Here is a 17,963-nt window from a genome sequence, read left to right on the forward strand (position 1 = left end):
ACTAGTTTTACCAAAAAACACCAAGTGCCTGACACCTGGTGTTTCCTATATTATTTAAGGATCACGGATTAGTGTTTATTTTTTAATCGATTGTTTCTTCCAATATGTTCCGGTACGCCAGAGCCATTCAACAGGACCGAATTTATAGCGTTCGAGCCAAAAGCGGCTAAAGATGATTTGTAAGACAAAAAGGACCATTGCGAGAAGAATTGCGATTAAAGTCCCAAGTTGACCGAAAAGACCCAAGCCATATCCATAAAAGATCGTTGTCATGACGACAGATTGCATTAAATAGTTTGTAAGAGCCATTCTCCCGACATAACCAAACCCATTGAATAAAAGGTATTGCTGAAGTTTCGAATAGAGTAAGGCAAATAAAGCAATATAGCCAATTGCAGCGATAGGTCCTCCGATGAAATAACCAAAATACTCTAATATGCCGCTATTCGTAAAGACATTTCCAGCTTTCACAATTAAACCGGCTGTAATAGCAATTGTCGCCACTTTTTTAAACGAATGTTGATTTCTATCAAGTTCATGCAACCAGCGTGATTTTGTGATTAATAAACCTATTAAAAATAGGATAAACGTCTGAATAACCATAATTGCGTAGCTGAAAAAGGCAGTGAAGCCAATGATAAACTCTTGTTTTAACGGGTCGATTCCAGGTGGCATCTTCATCTTCTCAAATGGACTATTAGTGAAACGATGTTCAACGATGTCACTGTAACTGCCTTCTGCTAAAACTTCAGCTTCATAATCGGCAAAAGGTTTGAAGGTAAAATACTTGTCACCTTCCCCATCACTCATAAATCCAGTGAGACTTATGAAAATTGTTAGCGCTATGATCCATACAAGTAATGTCTTTTTCTTGCGGTTGTAAAAAAAGAATAGTAACAGTGCTGTTCCACCGTAAGTTAAGAGAATGTCACCAGCCCAAATAAAGTGAAGGTGGAGCCAGCCTAACAAGATTAACAGAATGAGTCGTCTAGCAAAGACCCGTTTGAAAGGCCGCCCTTTTTCTTCTGCCCTTTCCCACATGATTGCGGCTCCAAAGCCAAATAAAATAGCAAAAATCGGGTAGAAACTTCCTTGCAATAACCACTCAATAACAAGATAAGTCGTACGGTCAACAGTATTTAATTCAGGAAGAATGTACGTGTAGCCAATCAGGCCGTACTGAAAAGCGAACATATTAACTAGTAAGATCCCAAGAAGAGCTAAGCCTCGTAAACTATCAATATGATGAAGCCGATTTTTCGAATCAATCGGTGTCATAGTTGATGTGATGTCTGTCTTATTTTTCATCGTCATTTTTCGTTTCTCCTTTATGATTAAGAGAGGAATCATTTTTTTGTAAATCGATTAAAGTTATGCCAATCCAAAGCAGAATGCTACTTATAATAGCAAATCCACCAGTTATAGCGATATATTTATCGAAGCTTACAGCCAAATAAGATAGCAGAAGAAATATACCGACTCCAATTGCTAAACTAAGAATCAAATTTCCAAATACTCTTTCACTCATGAAATCATCCTTTTAAAGTTTGAAATTCTTTTTTCACGTTAAGCGTTTATAAAATTTTAGCGATGTAGAAGCACGACGTAGTGAAAAATTTTCAAGAATTAAGTATAAGTTCACCGGCTAAAAACGCGATGTCCTATCGCAACACCGGTGCTAGCACGTCCTGTGCGTTGGCTCCTGCGGTTACTCGTCGCAGCTCGAAGCTTAATCAAGAAGTAAAGCTCGTCGCAACTAACACCTCTGTCTTCGCCTAAAAGGCTCGCCAATCGGCGAGTTTTCTTTAGAGGCCTATCCTCTCGTTTGGTGAAAAAAATGAAATGTTGTAATGAGACCAATCATGTATAAAAATAAGGCATAGTAAGCAGGTAACAGGTGAATGAAATCTGTATAATGAATGCTGAAATGTACTCCGATTCCAGCGGCGAATGCAGGAACCCCTCCTAGACAAAACGTCCACCAAATCCACTGCTTTCCTTGATGAAATCCCCATAATGCAAGCATTAAGACAAGTAATCCGACACTTAATAATGCACTACCAAACCCGGCACGGTCGTGAGCGATGACAGGAACAAGCCGTTCATTAAACTCATGAAGCATCTCTGGTGGCATGTGGAGATAATGTATATCCGTCTCGACAAAAACCCCCGTCACACCAATATATGAAATTATGAATCCACCAAGGACAAAGGAAAATCCTAAAATAACAAACGAGAGCTGGCCAATGATGCTCAGCTTCCATGTTCTGTCGTTAAACCGGTTAGAAGAAGCTGGTGTTCCATTTATATGTTTCGTTTGTATCAACCCGGTTATAAAAAATGGTGCTAATATAAGCCAAAATATGAGGTGAAGCCAATCGAAATAACCGTATCCAATAAATAGAAATATCCCTAAAAAACCAATGATTGCGGCTGTGTCCGTCGCTTGCTTAGCCCATAATAATCCGTTTTTAATTCCGAACCAGGCTAATGACATATAGATAATGCTACCAGATATCATCGTCCCTGCTAGAGTCATTCGATCATGAGCCATGAAGTGAAAAATTCGTTCATTATACGCAATGATTTCTTCCCTCGTCATCCCAAGAAAATGTTCATCATAGGGGAGGATCACAGTCGTCATACTGAGAATAAGTGCGATGATTCCACCGATAAACATAGAGAAGCCAAATAAGAAATACCAGCCCCAACCTTTCGGAGGTCGTGGTTCATGTTGGTCATTTAGTTGCGCTTCTTTTATCCTTTTTGGTAGCCCAGGTCCTGAAAAAACATAGCCGCCAGAAAGCATAATGAGGTCCGCTTTAGCATCGAACAATTGTAATGCATCATCGGGTTCTAGTACTCCCCCCGTAGTAATGATTGTTTTTGTGAAAGCGTTTCTTCGTAAGTAATTAACGCCATTAATAAGCATATCAAGGTTTGTTTTATCTTTTATGCTTCGTTGTTCATCTAAGGCAATTCCTGAATAATGACGTTCAATATCGGACACCTTGTTAAAGGGAAGATCTTTCAATTGCTGAGCATTCACACTTATAAATATTGGTTTTTCCGTGCGAGAAGTTATAAGGGTGTGTTCAACGTTTAAAAGATCATCGATATGGATGATAAAGGCACTGGCATTGTTCGATAAGGAATCAATCATGTCCAAAAGCTCTTCTAGTTTTCCGGATAAGCGAATGAATAATGGTTGTTTTATTGATAAGTGGTCCAGTTTTTCTTTCGTATTTTTTAAACCGATGGATGCAAACGCGCTAGGGAAGTCAATGACTTTGTTTTTCCTGTCTACAATGGGTGCTTTAACGTCAATTGGACTTTTGGTAATAGGCCCAATTTCAATAAAACCAAAGCCTAAATGAGAAAAAGCTTTAGTACCTGATTGGTGCGGGTCTAATTTTCCAGAAAGCCCAATTGAATTAGAAAGGTCGATTCCTTCGACATGCTTTTTATGCAGGGGCGAAGATTCTTCTCGGCCAAGAAAATGAATGACATGTCTTCCCCCAGGAGTTGAGGCGATTACATTCATTGCTCTATGTATGAACGCTCTTGAACGCTCTGGTGAAAAGTGATTAAGTACCGGTTTAAACAAGAGGTGATATGACCAATCTGGCATTTACCTTGCCTCCTATGTGAAGAATGTGAATGTTAATGTTAATGTTAATAAAGTGTACTTGTTATTTATTTACATCATACAGGGTCATTGAAGGGATGTAAATTTTGTCCATGCACGTTACATATGTTAATTATTTTGATATATTTTTTCAGAAGATAAAAGGTTGAATTGTTTCTCCATTACTAGACGAAGTCTATCATACTAGGCTTTAATAGATTTCACAAAAAAACGTATCAGAAAAGAATTATAGTTTAGATTTTTCGAACTTTTTGAAAGCGTATTCATATTTGATTATTATATGTTTATAATAAGGTCGTCAGTTGTACAAACTGATCGCATTTTTCAGAACATTTATATTATATTTTTATTGACAAAAGAAAGGGGTTTTCAAGAGTGGGGGAAAAGAAAAAAGGTATGTTTCAACGTTTCTTAGACGGTGTTGAAACACTCGGTAATAAACTTCCTCATCCGGTGACATTATTTGCGATTTTAGCATTAGCTGTCATTATGATCTCTGGAATTGTTTCAGCGATTGGTGTCAGTGTTGAGCACCCAGGTGAAGAAGGGACAATGGTCGAGGTTAATAACCTCATGAGTGCAGAAGGGGTAGAATACATTTTTACGAGTATGGTCGATAACTTCATCGGATTTGCTCCGTTAGGGGTTGTTCTTGCGACGATGATAGGTATTGGACTAGCTGAGCGTACTGGTTTAATTAGTGCGTGCTTACGTGGATTTGTATTATCTGTACCAAAGCGTCTAATTACTGCTGGACTTGTTTTTGCAGGGATCATGTCTAGTGTTGCATCTGACGCAGGGTATGTTGTCTTACCGCCATTAGGTGCAGTTATCTTCGCAGCAATTGGTCGTCATCCGCTTGCTGGTCTTGCAGCAGCGTTTGCTGGGGTATCAGCTGGATTTAGTGCGAACTTATTCTTATCAGCGACTGATCCGTTACTTGGGGAACTAACAATTCAAGCAGCTGCTACAATTGACCCAGCTTATGCTGAGGGTATGAACATTGCGATGAACTATTACTTCATCATCGCCTCTGTATTTGTTTTAACTTTTGTAGGTGCTTGGGTTACGGAAAAAATTGTTGAGCCTCGTCTTGGTGAATATAAAGGTGAATTCCGTGAGAACATACAAGGTCTTGACGCTACAGAAAAGAAAGGTCTTACTTGGGCTGGTATTGCTATTTTAGTTGGTGTCGTTTTAACGGCATTATTAATTGTTCCAAGTGATGCACCATTACGTGGTGAAGATGGAGCGATCATTCAATCTCCATTTATGAGTTCATTAGTACCAATTATTACTTTATTATTCTTCATTCCAGGTCTTGCGTATGGAATTGCTACAAAAGGTATTCGTAACGATAAAGATGTGGCAAACCAAATGTCTGATACGATGGCGTCAATGGGGATGTTTATCGTCCTTGCATTTACTGCCGGTCAGTTCGTGGCATTTTTCGCAGAAACAAACTTAGGAATGATTATCGGAGTTTATGGTGCACAATTCTTAGATAGCATTAATTTATCTGGAATACCGTTAATTATTGGCTTTATCATCGTTGCTGGTTTTATTAACTTATTTATCGGAAGTGCTTCCGCTAAGTGGGCAATGATGGCGCCAGTATTTGTTCCGATCATGATGTATCTTGGATACTCTCCGGAAATGACGCAAATGGCTTACCGTATCGCAGACTCAACAACAAACATCATTACACCGTTAATGACGTACTTTGCGATCATTATTGCATTTGCACAAAAATACGATAAGAAGATGGGTATTGGTACACTAATCTCCGTTATGTTCCCATTCTCGATCGCATTTACAATTATTTGGACAATCATGTTAATCGTTTGGATGATGTTCGGTATTGACTTAGGACCAGGATCACCAATCTATTACGAAGGATAATCAATCAGCTTATAAATACAAAAAAAGGCTTATAAAGGTGCCAGGCACCTTTATAAGCCTTTTTGTATGATTATGATAAACTTTATGGTTCTATAGGTTGTTTGGTGAATGAATATTTGGAGTGCATTAGGCTTTTTTAGGATGCTTTATTCGTTGGTTTCGTATATAAATCAGATTAATGAATTCCCCTATGAACCGTCCTTCAGTTCGTGAATATTTATATATTATAAGAGGACTTAAAGATGATTGCTAAACCGAATGTATGATTATCTATACAGGAAGCGGGAAAGTAGAATATACGTGCGAACTTTAGGAGGAGAGTTCATGAGTATCGAAGATTTAAAGGAAGTCATGTCAAAGATTAAGGCTGAAAGTGAAGAGCGGCCTGATATGTGTACGAAAGAAGTGATGAATATTATAAATGAAAATCTATCTCGAAAGCTTCAACGAATAGAAAAAAGGTAATAAGTGTATGATTTGTTGAGAACGCTAATCATCACGACGAATAAAAAGACAACCCTCTATTAGAAGACAGGTTGTCTTTTTTTCTGTCGTTAACAAGAAGAAGCATAAAACCCTTTTTCATACAATAATTAGTGGCAGGTATGCTTTACTTGTTGCGATAAATTTAATCCTTTTTATTTTTCATCGTATCATACTGTTTTTTAGCGTTACGTAAGTAGTAAATGAATGCAGCACCACGCAAAATCCCTTCAAGACCATTTTTATCTAATATATCAGTTCCTGCTTTTGCTCTTTCTGCTTTATCAGATGTTAGCCGGACCATAGAAGATGTTAAATGGTGAGCGGATTCTCCAGTGTCATGAATTATTTTAAAAAGTGGATTTAACTGACCAATTTTTTCATTTACGTCTAACAAGGTTTCGTTTGTATTGTGAAGAATTAATGTTGCTTCACTTGTCACTTCTTCAATGCTTTTTTCCGTTGTTTTAACAGTATCTGCTGTATGTGACAACGTTGTCGTTAAATTTTTTAAAACAGGAATAAGGTAAAAAACGAGTACAGAAAAACCTAAAGATAAAATGAATACACCAATACCTAACCAGTCCATGTTGAATCACCTCGATAAATAGTAGTTTGTTCGCGGTTTGCCTCAATAACATCAACTAAATTAGCGATGTATTCCCCGATGACAGGGAGGGAGGCAATCTGATATAGAACGAAAATGAAGATACCGATAAAAATAGCTGTACCAATCGTCAGGCCAACTCCGCGTGCAACTCCAGCTAGCAGATTCACCTTTACCACTTCTTTTTTACTTGTGAAGTGATAAGCGATATCTTTTAAGCGACCTTTTGTCGTCATTTCTTCAAGCTTATCTAGAAGCTTTTCGAATCGTTCATTTTCATCGTTCCGCTTTGAGTTGTTATGGTGTTTTGGTTGGATTTTTCGTCTTTCCTGGTCCTTTGACAAAGGCATATAACGCACTCCTTTTAGCGAAACTTGTCCACTTGTGAGTGCTTTTACAATTCCCTGCCTGATTCTATTGTAAACGTTTGGCGTTCTTTTTGCGAAAGAAGTGCTGTCATTTATTTGAATGATACGTTATCTTTTTTGAAAAAAGCATTTACTTGTCCGCCGAGTAGAAGGCCTAGTCCAATTAAGTAAAACCACAGCATTAAAATAATTACACTACTTAAGCTACCGTGTAAAAAAGTGAAGTTACCTATATAACGAACGTAAAATGTCAGCCCCCATGTAGCCAGTTGGATAATAACTGTCGAAACCAGTGCACCAATCCAAACGTCACGAAAGCGTAAAGGGAGATTGGGTGCCCAACGAAAAAGAATGAGAAAGATAACGTACAAAGAGGCTAAGCTAAGAAACCATAAAGAGATTTCCCATGAGAACATCGAGTCTCTTGGAATATCATAAAGGGCGACGACATATTCATCGATCATTACGATAAAAATAGGTAAAGTAAGCTGAACAATGATAACAAGTAACGCAAACAATGAGAAAACAATGGATAGTCCGCGTACAAGAAAAAAAGACCTTGTCTCATCGACTGCATATGTTTTGTTTAAAGAACGAATCGTTGCATGAATACTATTACTCGTAGCAATTAATGTAATTACAATTCCGAGTGAAAACAACCCGCCTCGTTTATCGATCGTTAGTTCAGTAAGGTTTCGCTCGATGAGTGGACCGACATTTGGCGGAGCATGAGAGATCACATATTGTACAAACCTTGTCGATTCTAAAGGCAAATAGCGAATAAAGGTAACCGCAAAGAGTAAAAAAGGGAAAAACATCATAAAAAAATAAAACGCAAGCTGTGCTGCATCATCGATTAAATGATTAATTCTTAATCGAAGAAAAAGGTCTTTCCCCTGACTAATGACTGACATTTAATAAATCCCCTTTGCAAGAAGCCTATTTTTCATCATTATCGTTCCCAATAACAAAAGAATTACAAAAAAACCAAGTGCCAGGCACCTGGTGATGAATTTCCAGGTGCCTGGCACTTGGTTAAATATGGTGTTTTTTAGTAAAGGCGGTTGCTATACCCTTCAATCAATTGCTGGTTGAGAGCGTATTCTGACTGATCCTTCATATTTGCGTGGTCTTTTAGCATTTTTCCAGCTGATGATAAGTGCTCAACAGTTGGCCATTTGTCACCTTCCCACAAATTTGAGCGTTTTATTGCTTTTGCACAATGGATATAAGCTTGTTCTACAGTAACTGCAATGCCTAAAAGGGGGACTTTTCCGTTTACGGCCATGTTTTGCAGAACCTCTCTATCTTGTATAAGATAGCCTTTTCCATTAACCCTTAACGTTTCGCCGAAGCCAGGAATCATAAATAACAGACCAACATGTCCATTTTCCAAGATATTTGTTAACGAATCAGCCCGCCTGTTCCCTGGACGTTCAGGAATAACAAGGTGCTTTTCATCAATGACATGGACAAAACCAGGGGCGTCTCCGCGTGGGGAACTGTCGCATTTTCCTTCACTATCTGACGTTGATAAAATCAAAAACGGTGAAGAAGAGATATAGGTTTTGCAATGTTCATCTAGCAGGTCTATCACTTTATTTTTTGCCAATGAACTTGGTTCACCTAATATATTGGACAGTTGCTCTTTATGTGTAATTACATTTGTAAATGGAATCGCACTCATAGGTTCGCCTCCGTTTTGCGATGATATAGTTGTTTGCCAATCAGGTTCGCCATGTCCAATAGATGAGCTTGTTCAGAAATATCTTCTTCCAATAGTGGAAGGTGAATTTGTTTTAGCCCCTCAAACGATTCATTGATTTCTCTTAAGTATGTTTGTTGCTGTAATTTTCGTTTTTGAAAAAACGAGCCGTCTACTTCATTAGGTAAAATTTTGTTTATAATCAGTCCTAGTACTGGAATACGGTGCTTCTCTAATGTGTCAACCCCGCGGCGAGCTTCTTGAATTGGCAAGCGCTCTGGATTCATTACGAATAAAAATCCAGTCTTATCTCTATTTAGCAAAACATCTCGTACTTTCGAGAATTTCTCACGACGTTTTTGTAACGTTTGATAAATAGGGTCGTCAATAGGTTCTCCGTCATTTAATAATTGCGTATAATCTTCATTTGTTTTCTTTCGTCGTTCAAGCATCCCGTCCATCCAAACTCCCATGACTTCGGGCAATGTTAAAAGACGTAAAGTATGACCTGTCGGTGCTGTATCAAAAATAAGTAAATCAAACTTTGGAAGTTCCTCTAAAATAAGTGAAGTAATCCGATCAAACAGTGCAGCTTCATCAGCACCAGGACTCGTTTTTGCCATATCAATTTGACGGTGAACTTCTTCAATCATCGTCGCTTTTACTTGCCCTTCTAAGTTCTGTTTTACTTGTTGTATGTATCGGTCTGTTTCTTTTTCAGGGTCGATCTCCATCACGAAAAGGTTGTCTGACACTTCTTTAGGCTTACTTCCAAGCTCAATATGAAACAAATCACTTAAGTTATGTGCAGGGTCAGTCGAAACGAGTAATACACGCTTTTTCTTTTTACTAGCAGCTAAACTAAGTGCTGATGCGGAAGTTGATTTTCCAACTCCACCTTTTCCACCTATAAAAATGATGTTTTTCTCTTCGATATTGATGTCCATGTATGTCCCTCCAATAAATGTTTCACCCGTTTGAGGTGAAGATCGAAATCAATGGTTAACAGCACCTAAAACCACTGACCGGTGATTTGTCCATCCCCATTCTCAAATGCCATTCATGAAAACGTTCAAGCATATGCGGGTATAACTCTAATGTATAAAAAAATGCTGGATTCGGAATGCCAAGCATATCGGAATATAAAAGCAGCATAAATAAATCATCTTCATCGCGGAGTTCGCGGGCAATCTCTGTACGGTGCCCTTGGCGAAGGATTTGATCATATAGTTCAAAAAATTTCTTTATGTTCATCATAAGCCCCCTTATAAAAAGCTTCAATTATATGATTCGATGAGAAAAATGTGAAACCCTTTAAAAGCGTAATAATTTGATTTAACACCATTTATAACAATATTATCCAGGTTACAGGCACCTGGATAATATTGGATGTGAATTAAAGAAAGTGAACAGCGAAACGGCTGCTCACTATTCTTTCTATTAAACTGAAAGATCTTCGTCTTCATCTTTTGGATCGTATCGTTTATTGTTACGTAAGCTTGAAAAGGCTTCAAGGATAATCCATGCTGCGAAAACAAGAATGACTGCTCCTAGGAAGAAGAGTAGAAGGTTCATTTCTGCATCTCCTAATCCAGACCATTGGAAGATGACTTGTTGTCCCATTGCCCATAACGTCATGATCATTAAAAAGACCATGGGTATGAGAGTGACAAGATAATTTCGCCCTTGTCGTTTTAGCCAGATTGAAATGAGGAGAAGAGTGATACCGGCTAAAAGTTGATTGGATGTTCCGAATAACGGCCATAATACGTAACCACCTGATCCGAAACCTTGTGGTCCTTCTGGAATTAATACAAGAGCCGCACTTGAAACAACAGCGACCGTAGTAGCGACATGAACTTTTGTTAAAGGTCTAACCTTATACTCACGCCCAAGCTCAGAAATGATATATCGCATTAAACGAACAGATGTATCAAGTGTTGTCGCTGCAAAGCTAACAACAATCACTGCAACAATTGTAGATGCAATGTCCGCAGGGATGAAAATGCCAGTGGCAAGCTGACCAGCACCTTCTACAAATGAACCAAGTCCAGCGCTACTCGCATCTCCAAAACTACTATAGACCCCTAAAAATTCATCGGAAGAGTTAAACAATGTGACGACTGCAAGAATAGCAGCAAGGGCAAGTAAACCTTCTCCGACAGCCCCTAAATAGCCGACAAAGCGAGCGTCTGTTTCTTTATTTAACTGCTTACTAGATGTACCGGATGAAACAAGTCCATGGAAACCCGAGATTGCCCCACATGCAATGGTGATAAACAAGAGTGGGAACCAAGGAACATCTGCAGCAGCATTTGTAGCTGGAGCAGTAACTTCTGGGTTTGAGAAAAAGAGACCGAGATATAAAATTAGAAGTCCAACGACTAGTTGATGAGAGTTAATGTAATCACGAGGCTGTAAAAGTTTCCAAACTGGTAGTGTTGAAGCAATGTATACATAAACCATTAATATAATAATCCAAACGAAGAAAGAGAACGCTACGCCATTTAATCCAAAGGCAACGATATTTTCTTCTCCGCCAAAATAGCTAGGTAAGTCTATTTGTAATGCAGGTACACGTGAAGCAACGATGGCAGCAATATACATTGTCGCCAGAGCTGCCAAAGAAGGAAGTAGCATCCCACCTTGCTTACGATACACAACATAACCGATCCAAATCGCTAATGGAATTTGAATAAATACGGATAAAACAGCAGCAGGGAAGCTAATAAATAAGTTGGAAATGACCCAAGCAAAAACAGCGTTAACCATGAGGACTAGGATGAGAATAATAAATAAAAATAAAATCTTTGCACGTTGGCCAATTAATTTGTTCGCTAATGTTCCAACTGATTGCCCTTTGTTACGAACAGATAGAACTAAGGCACCAAAATCATGAACACCAGCTGCAAATACAGTACCAGCAACAACCCAGATAAATGCAGGCAACCAACCCCAGTATACAGCAATAGCAGGACCAACAATCGGCGCAGCACCAGCAACTGAGGTGAAATGGTGTCCCCATAAAATAAACTTATTTGTAGGGACAAAGTCGACACCATCTTTGTATTTATGTGCTGGAGTCGTGTAATTTGGGTCTAATCTGTAAATCTTTTCGGCGACGAACTTTGAATAGTAACGATAACCAAGAAAAAAGACAAACATTCCAATCAATGCTAAAACAATTGCACTCATTTTTCCTCTCCTCCTTTATAGTTAGAAAATTCAGTTATATTATGTCACTGTACTAGGACAAAGTAAAAGAAGGTAAATTGATGAAAATTCCGTTTAAATAGAGTGTTTTCCTCTGTATTCTCGCATATACGCCTATTTCCTTAAAATTACTAAAATATAGTAAATTTAAGTAATAATTACAGTGCCAGGCACCTGGTAATCATTTTCCAGGTGCCTGGCACTTGGATAATAATAGAAATTACGTGTTACGATAGGAGAGGATAGTTTTGGGCATGAAAAACTCTAAGTATAAAGGAGGGGTATGATGAAGGAAGAACAACTAGAGAAAGTTATGTTCATTCCGGGCGTGATCGTTAGTTATTTTTTGTTTGTACAGATTTCGATGGCTATACCTTTTAACTTCTATCAAGCCCCTGGTTATGATTTGTTACAATTGTTAACGTTCTTTATCTTCGCACTGATCTTTTCGGTTATCTTTGCTAAGTGGTCAGCATCATGGCTTATTGATAATTTACCACTCATGAGATTTTCATTTTTTCTCATTTTACTAATTAGTTTAAGGTGGATATTTTCGTTGATTGAATCTCTTGTTTATACGTATTCACTTCCAATGATGTTCGTATATCCGATTCTATCATTCGCCTTAACCATTACCCTTTCAATTTATCTATCAAAAGTGTTTAGCCATTATTTCTACATGCCAAACAATGGAGCAATGTCATAAGAAAAGCGCCAGGCGCCTGGAAATCAATCCCCAGGTGCCTGGCACTTTTTATCGTACATTATGCGTTTAGTTCTTTAAAGCGGGATGAGATGGTTGCTGCGGATACTTTGTACTTTGCCGCTGCTTCTTTTTGAGTGAGGGTTGTCCACTGATTCGCCTGCTTTGTCATCCAATACTCTAGTGCTGCTGCAAACACAGCTGGTTTTTGAATGCGTGGCTGTTTCTCACCTACATATTGCATCCATTTTGCTTTTGCATCTAGCAAAACATCGTAAGAATAATCATTCAAGTTTACATGAGAAGTTAACTCTGCCCATACACCTTTCGCTTGCTCTGAAAGCTCTTGCTCTTCGAAACCTGCTACTTTATTAAGGGCAATCATTGTTAACACACCAACGACTGATGTAAAGTTCGCAGTGTAAAACGATTGCTTCTGTTCTTTCTTATTATAGTTATCGTACAACTCTGTCCATTCTTTTAAAAACACTGATTCATATTTTTTCGGTAAAACGACTGCGTCACTACCTAAAATAATTCCTGCTGGAGATGGATAAAGGTATCCGACTAATAAATCTCCCTCGGAAAGGTGCTGAGTAACTCCTGTAGGTTCAGGAATAACAACACTGCCCTCAAGCTCATCTTTAAGGACAGCTTGTTCACTCTCTTTTTTCTCAACAGACATTAACCGAGGCTGAAGTTCTTCGTTCCATTTCGTTAATAAACGTTGAAAACGATCCGAATACTGAGATTGATGCTCCTCAACAAATTTCTTTAAAATTGTTTTGCCATCCCCAGCATTAGGATGGTTGAAAACGAGCCAATGAAACAATAGCTGGGAAAAGGCTTGGGCATCTTTTCTTTGCAGTCGCTCAAATGTATTCGTGTAACGTTGGTATAACGGTTGTAATACATCATCATACTTCTTACTATAATCGAATAACCTAGGCAGAAGCTCTTGGAAATCCTTCGCATCTTGCGGTGTTATGCTTACGTTGTTTTGCTTACCCATACAGCATTTTTTATACTTTTTTCCACTGCCACAAAGACAAGCATCGTTACGTCCAATTTTTGCCATACTTTCACCTCATTAGAAAAACTAAGTTTATCACCAAAAGTGGCGAAAACTCATGTGTTTTCATAATTTAATTTTTAAATGAACTTGAAAATTCATACAGTGCAAAACGAAACTTAGCTTACCGCCAAATAGCGACAGCCTAAGTTGAAAGATATACTATCGACCAATAAATAAAATAAATGCTAATAGCATAAAAAAAAGTCACCACTCTTATCATATCAGTCCATGTATTTTTTTCAATAGCGATCATTGTGGTACAATCAAGAGCAGAGAATTTGAGAACGGAAAGGATTAAGAAGATGACACAACAAAATGCCCCAGTTGAAAAAAATGAAATATTAGAAGTTACCTTTGAAGACTTAACACACGACGGAGCTGGAGTAGCGAAAGTAAACGGATTTCCTTTATTTGTTCAACGCGCACTCCCTGGTGAAACAGGAAAAATAAAAGTCGTGAAAGTGAAAAAGAATTTCGGTTTTGCTAGGTTGATGGAAATCACTGAAACGAGCCCTGACCGAGCTGAACCACCATGTCCGATTTTTAAAAGGTGCGGCGGTTGTCAGTTGCAACATTTAAGCTACGAAGGCCAGTTAAAACAAAAAGAAAAGTACGTTCGAGAAGTCCTCGCTAGAATCGGCGGATTGCAAGATGTCCGTGTTCACCCAACATTAGGGATGGACGAGCCATGGCGCTATCGAAACAAAGCACAAGTTCCTGTTGGTGAAGATCGCGGGAAACTCATCGCAGGATTTTACGCAGAACGAAGCCATGAAATCGTTGATATGCCAAGTTGTGCTATTCAGCACGAATCAAACGATGACGTCGTTCAAGTAGTCAAGAAACTTGCGAAAAAGTACGGCATTCGTGGTTATGATGATAAAAAACATAAAGGGACACTTCGTCACGTTGTCAGTCGTCACGGTAAAACGACAGATGAACTCATGGTCGTCCTTGTTACGAAAGGAAAAGAGCTCCCAAATAAGAAAAATTTAATAGAAGAGATCCGAAAAGAACTACCAAACGTAAAGTCAATTGTCCAAAACATTAATCCGAAGCGAACGAATGTCATTTTTGGGGAGCAAACAGAAGTACTTTGGGGTGAAGAAGTCATTCACGATTATATCGGGGACATTAAGTTTGCGATATCAGCTCGTTCCTTTTATCAAGTAAATCCAGAGCAGACAAAAGTTCTTTATGATAAAGCACTTGAATACGCGAACTTAACAAGTACTGAGACGGTTATTGATGCGTATTGCGGGATTGGTACGATCAGCTTGTTTTTAGCTCAGCAAGCGAAAAAAGTTCTCGGAGTTGAAATTGTTCCTGAAGCCATTTCTGATGCGAAAAATAATGCAAAATTAAACGAGATCGAAAATGTTGATTTTGCCGTTGGCGAAGCAGAAAAAGTCATGCCATGGTGGTACGCTCAAGGCGTTCGTCCAGAAGTCGTTGTTGTAGACCCGCCACGAAAAGGCTGTGAAGAATCATTACTTGAAACAATGGTAAACATGAATCCAAACCGTATCGTCTATGTTTCTTGTAACCCTGCGACACTTGCGCGTGACTTAAAGTATTTAGAAGCAAATGGATACGAAACAAAAGAAGTACAACCTGTAGATATGTTCCCACAGACGGGGCATGTTGAGTGCGTGGCGCAACTCCTGCATACAGGTAATTAAACTTAAGCTAAAGAGACTTTTTCATTGCTGGAAAAGTCTCTTTTCATTTAAAATCTGGCTTCGTTATTAGGGAATGGAGCCTCGCAAAAGATTGTGAATGGCTGCAAAAAGAGCTTTGAATGATTATGAAGTACCCCTTTTTGATTAAATACTGCAATTAGGATAAAATTATCCCGTTGAAAAAACAATTGAATAACAGCCATCTATCTTGGTAATAAAGCTTCAAATAAGGAGGAATTAATAATGGGTTATCAACCGAATGAGCAAAGATATGAATCAATGATTTATAATCGATGTGGTAAATCTGGTATTAAACTACCAGCTCTTTCACTAGGACTGTGGCATAACTTTGGTGGGGAAGATGTCTTTGAAAATGGACGTTCTCTCATTAGAAAAGCATTTGATTTAGGAATTACTCACTTTGATCTTGCAAATAATTACGGCCCACCACCTGGATCGGCAGAAGAAAATTTTGGGAAGATATTGCGTCAAGATTTTGCTGGTTATAGAGACGAAATGATCATTTCTACAAAAGCAGGTTACGGAATGTGGCCGGGTCCATATGGTGATGGGGGATCAAAGAAGTACTTAGTTTCAAGTCTTGATCAAAGTTTAAATAGAATGGGACTGGAGTACGTTGATATTTTTTATCATCACAGACCAGATCCAGAAACACCTCTTGAAGAAACAATGATGGCTCTTGATCATATCGTCAAGCAAGGCAAAGCCCTTTATGTGGGGATTTCTAATTATGGGTTAGAGGAAACGAAGCAGGCGATCAATCTTTTAAGAGAATTAGAAACTCCGTTACTAATTCATCAGCCGGCTTATTCAATGTTTAATCGCTGGGTTGAGGATGGGTTAACCTCACTTCTAAAAGAGGAAGGTGCAGGTTGTATTGCCTTTGTTCCACTTGCTCAAGGGTTATTAACCAACCGATATATAAAGGGTGTTCCTGCAGATTCACGTGCATCTAAAGAAAACAGCTTTTTAAATCGTGGCGATATAACGGATGAGGTCATTCAAAAGATACAGAAATTAAACGAAGTAGCGCAACAACGTAATCAATCCCTTGCGCAAATGGCAATTGCATGGGTACTTCGTGAGCAAATGATTACTTCTTGTTTAATAGGCGCAAGCAAAGTAAGCCAACTTGAAGAGAATGTAGCGACTCTCAATAATCTGGAATTTAATTCAGAAGAGCTACAGTTAATTGATAACATATTAAACCCCGATTAAAGAATAAAAAAAGTACACAGGATTCCAGTAACGGGTTCCGTATCCTATCGCAAAATTGTAAATTGCAAATAAAAATGTACACTAATTTGTACCTTTATTTGTAGCTTAATTTGTGAAAATTCAATAAAAAAGCACGGTTTACAGATGTGTAAACCGTGCTTTTTACTGATGGAGTATAGCATAATAATATTTGAGTATTAACTCAAGATAACAAGAAGGAGAACTGAAAGAATTAATAGAGGAGGGAAAAATTATGAAACAAAGACCATTTGGGAGTACTGGGAAGTTTGTATCTGAAATTGGATTAGGTTCATGGCAGTTAGGCAATGAAGAAAATTGGGGATCAATGACAGAAAGTGAAGGGATAAATATTGTTGATAAAGCATTGGAATTAGGGTGCAATTTCTTCGATACAGCTCCAAATTATGCTTTAGGAAAAAGTGAAGAAATCCTCGGGAAGGCTTTGAGAGGGAAGAGGGATAAGGTGATCATAAGTAGTAAATTTGGTCATCAAGATAATGGTGAGATCAACTTTGACCCAAATGAGATAGAAAAATCTGTTGATAAAAGCCTAAAACGACTCCAAACTGATTATCTTGATTCGATTCTTTTACATAATCCACCCTTTCAGTATTTGAATGGTAATATGCAACATTTTGAAGAACTGGAGAATTTAAAAAAAGAAGGGAAAATCGCTGCTTATGGCGCTTCGGTAGATACAAGTGAAGAGATGTTTGAAGTAATCGAGAAAACAAACAGTCAAGTGATTGAAGTAATGTTTAATATTTTTCATCAGGATACAGCCAAGGCATTCAAAGCAGCTCATGACAAAAAGATAGCTCTGATTATCAAAGTTCCACTAGATTCTGGTTGGTTATCAGGTAAATATCATGCTGAGAGTACGTTTACAGATATTAGAAGTCGATGGAGTCGAGACATTATTCATAGAAGAGCAGTAATGTTAGAGGAAGTTAATAATATTGTTGAACCTAACCAAAGTCTAGCAATTAGCGCACTACAATTTATCCTTGCCCATCCAGAAGTTTCGACAGTAATTCCTGGCGCGAAAAACATCCGACAGTTAGAAGGAAATATTTCAGCGGCTCAAGGAACCATGGATTTAAAAACAGTAGAGAAACTAAAAGCAATGTGGGAGAATCATTTAAAAGACAACGGTCTTCCTTGGTGATGGTGAATGTAAGACTTTCATTATTGTTAACCTCATGTACTTCGGCGTTGATCACAGGGAGTGATCAACGCCGAAGTTCTTTATTAGGACTTACACTAAAGCATAAGAGATTCTATGTCGGTAGGCCAAGTTTTGTTTACCCAAAACG

17 protein-coding genes are annotated in these 17,963 nt (G+C 38.3%); 6 read left to right on the plus strand and 11 right to left on the minus strand.

Annotated elements, in window-relative coordinates; translation table 11 throughout:
* Positions 1-75 precede the first annotated feature (75 nt).
* The 3 genes from LGQ02_RS03275 to LGQ02_RS03285 all read right to left on the minus strand — a co-directional run bounded on the left by LGQ02_RS03275 (position 76) and on the right by LGQ02_RS03285 (position 3,631).
* Complete coding sequence (locus LGQ02_RS03275) at positions 76-1,314, minus strand: DUF418 domain-containing protein (protein WP_226516810.1); 1,239 nt, start codon at positions 1,312-1,314, stop codon at positions 76-78.
* On the minus strand, positions 1,298-1,528 hold the full coding sequence (locus LGQ02_RS03280) for a hypothetical protein (protein WP_226516811.1): 231 nt from the start codon (positions 1,526-1,528) through the stop codon (positions 1,298-1,300). Before LGQ02_RS03280 ends, LGQ02_RS03275 begins: the two co-directional genes overlap by 17 nt.
* Before the next feature lie 285 nt (positions 1,529-1,813).
* Positions 1,814-3,631, minus strand: coding sequence for a dihydroorotate dehydrogenase (locus LGQ02_RS03285; protein ID WP_226516812.1), 1,818 nt, complete (start codon positions 3,629-3,631; stop codon positions 1,814-1,816).
* Between the two features lie 414 nt (positions 3,632-4,045).
* Between LGQ02_RS03285 and LGQ02_RS03290 the strand changes: the two genes are divergently transcribed.
* Entirely contained in the window at positions 4,046-5,551 is a 1,506-nt protein-coding gene (locus tag LGQ02_RS03290) for an AbgT family transporter (RefSeq protein ID WP_226518202.1), read from the plus strand.
* A gap of 324 nt (positions 5,552-5,875) precedes the next feature.
* A complete protein-coding gene (locus tag LGQ02_RS03295) occupies positions 5,876-6,016 on the plus strand; it encodes a hypothetical protein (protein ID WP_226516813.1) in 141 nt (46 codons plus the stop codon).
* Between the two features lie 163 nt (positions 6,017-6,179).
* Here the strand turns inward: LGQ02_RS03295 and LGQ02_RS03300 are convergent, their stop codons facing one another.
* The 7 genes from LGQ02_RS03300 to LGQ02_RS03330 form a co-directional block, all read right to left on the minus strand.
* On the minus strand, positions 6,180-6,623 hold the full coding sequence (locus tag LGQ02_RS03300) for a DUF948 domain-containing protein (RefSeq protein ID WP_226516814.1): 444 nt from the start codon (positions 6,621-6,623) through the stop codon (positions 6,180-6,182).
* Positions 6,611-6,991: a DUF5665 domain-containing protein gene (locus LGQ02_RS03305; protein ID WP_226516815.1), complete on the minus strand. Its 381-nt coding sequence runs from the start codon at positions 6,989-6,991 to the stop codon at positions 6,611-6,613. Before LGQ02_RS03305 ends, LGQ02_RS03300 begins: the two co-directional genes overlap by 13 nt.
* A gap of 110 nt (positions 6,992-7,101) precedes the next feature.
* A complete protein-coding gene (locus tag LGQ02_RS03310; RefSeq protein WP_226516816.1) occupies positions 7,102-7,923 on the minus strand; it encodes a YihY/virulence factor BrkB family protein in 822 nt (273 codons plus the stop codon).
* 137 nt (positions 7,924-8,060) lie between these two features.
* Positions 8,061-8,696 (minus strand): pyridoxamine 5'-phosphate oxidase family protein, encoded by a 636-nt coding sequence (locus LGQ02_RS03315; protein ID WP_226516817.1) that lies wholly within the window; start codon positions 8,694-8,696, stop codon positions 8,061-8,063.
* Positions 8,693-9,661 carry an ArsA family ATPase gene (locus LGQ02_RS03320; RefSeq protein WP_319003509.1) on the minus strand — a complete coding sequence of 323 codons (969 nt, stop codon included), beginning with the start codon at positions 9,659-9,661 and terminating at the stop codon, positions 8,693-8,695. Before LGQ02_RS03320 ends, LGQ02_RS03315 begins: the two co-directional genes overlap by 4 nt.
* A 55-nt stretch (positions 9,662-9,716) precedes the next feature.
* Positions 9,717-9,968 (minus strand): cory-CC-star protein, encoded by a 252-nt coding sequence (locus tag LGQ02_RS03325; protein WP_226516818.1) that lies wholly within the window; start codon positions 9,966-9,968, stop codon positions 9,717-9,719.
* Positions 9,969-10,154: 186 nt separating this feature from the next.
* Positions 10,155-11,909, minus strand: a complete 1,755-nt coding sequence (locus LGQ02_RS03330; RefSeq protein ID WP_226516819.1) for a carbon starvation CstA family protein — start codon at positions 11,907-11,909, stop codon at positions 10,155-10,157.
* Positions 11,910-12,210: 301 nt separating this feature from the next.
* Between LGQ02_RS03330 and LGQ02_RS03335 the strand changes: the two genes are divergently transcribed.
* Positions 12,211-12,633, plus strand: a complete 423-nt coding sequence (locus tag LGQ02_RS03335) for a hypothetical protein (RefSeq protein ID WP_226516820.1) — start codon at positions 12,211-12,213, stop codon at positions 12,631-12,633.
* A 58-nt stretch (positions 12,634-12,691) separates the two neighbouring features.
* Here LGQ02_RS03335 and LGQ02_RS03340 read toward each other — a convergent pair whose 3' ends face one another.
* The gene (locus LGQ02_RS03340) at positions 12,692-13,708 is read right to left on the minus strand and encodes a YecA family protein (RefSeq protein ID WP_226516821.1); all 1,017 of its coding nucleotides are present in this window, start codon (positions 13,706-13,708) and stop codon (positions 12,692-12,694) included.
* A 299-nt stretch (positions 13,709-14,007) separates the two neighbouring features.
* Here LGQ02_RS03340 and rlmD point away from each other — a divergent pair, with 299 nt between their 5' ends.
* From rlmD to LGQ02_RS03355, 3 genes are all read left to right on the plus strand, one after another.
* Positions 14,008-15,387, plus strand: coding sequence for a 23S rRNA (uracil(1939)-C(5))-methyltransferase RlmD (gene rlmD / locus LGQ02_RS03345; protein ID WP_226516822.1), 1,380 nt, complete (start codon positions 14,008-14,010; stop codon positions 15,385-15,387).
* A gap of 243 nt (positions 15,388-15,630) precedes the next feature.
* Entirely contained in the window at positions 15,631-16,626 is a 996-nt protein-coding gene (gene mgrA, locus LGQ02_RS03350) for an L-glyceraldehyde 3-phosphate reductase (RefSeq protein WP_226516823.1), read from the plus strand.
* Positions 16,627-16,879: 253 nt separating this feature from the next.
* The gene (locus LGQ02_RS03355) at positions 16,880-17,815 is read left to right on the plus strand and encodes an aldo/keto reductase (RefSeq protein ID WP_226516824.1); all 936 of its coding nucleotides are present in this window, start codon (positions 16,880-16,882) and stop codon (positions 17,813-17,815) included.
* Positions 17,816-17,963: the final 148 nt, after the last annotated feature.

The sequence above is a fragment of the Bacillus shivajii genome, from assembly GCF_020519665.1.
GTDB classification, from domain to species: Bacteria; Bacillota; Bacilli; order Bacillales; family Salisediminibacteriaceae; genus Bacillus_CA; species Bacillus_CA shivajii.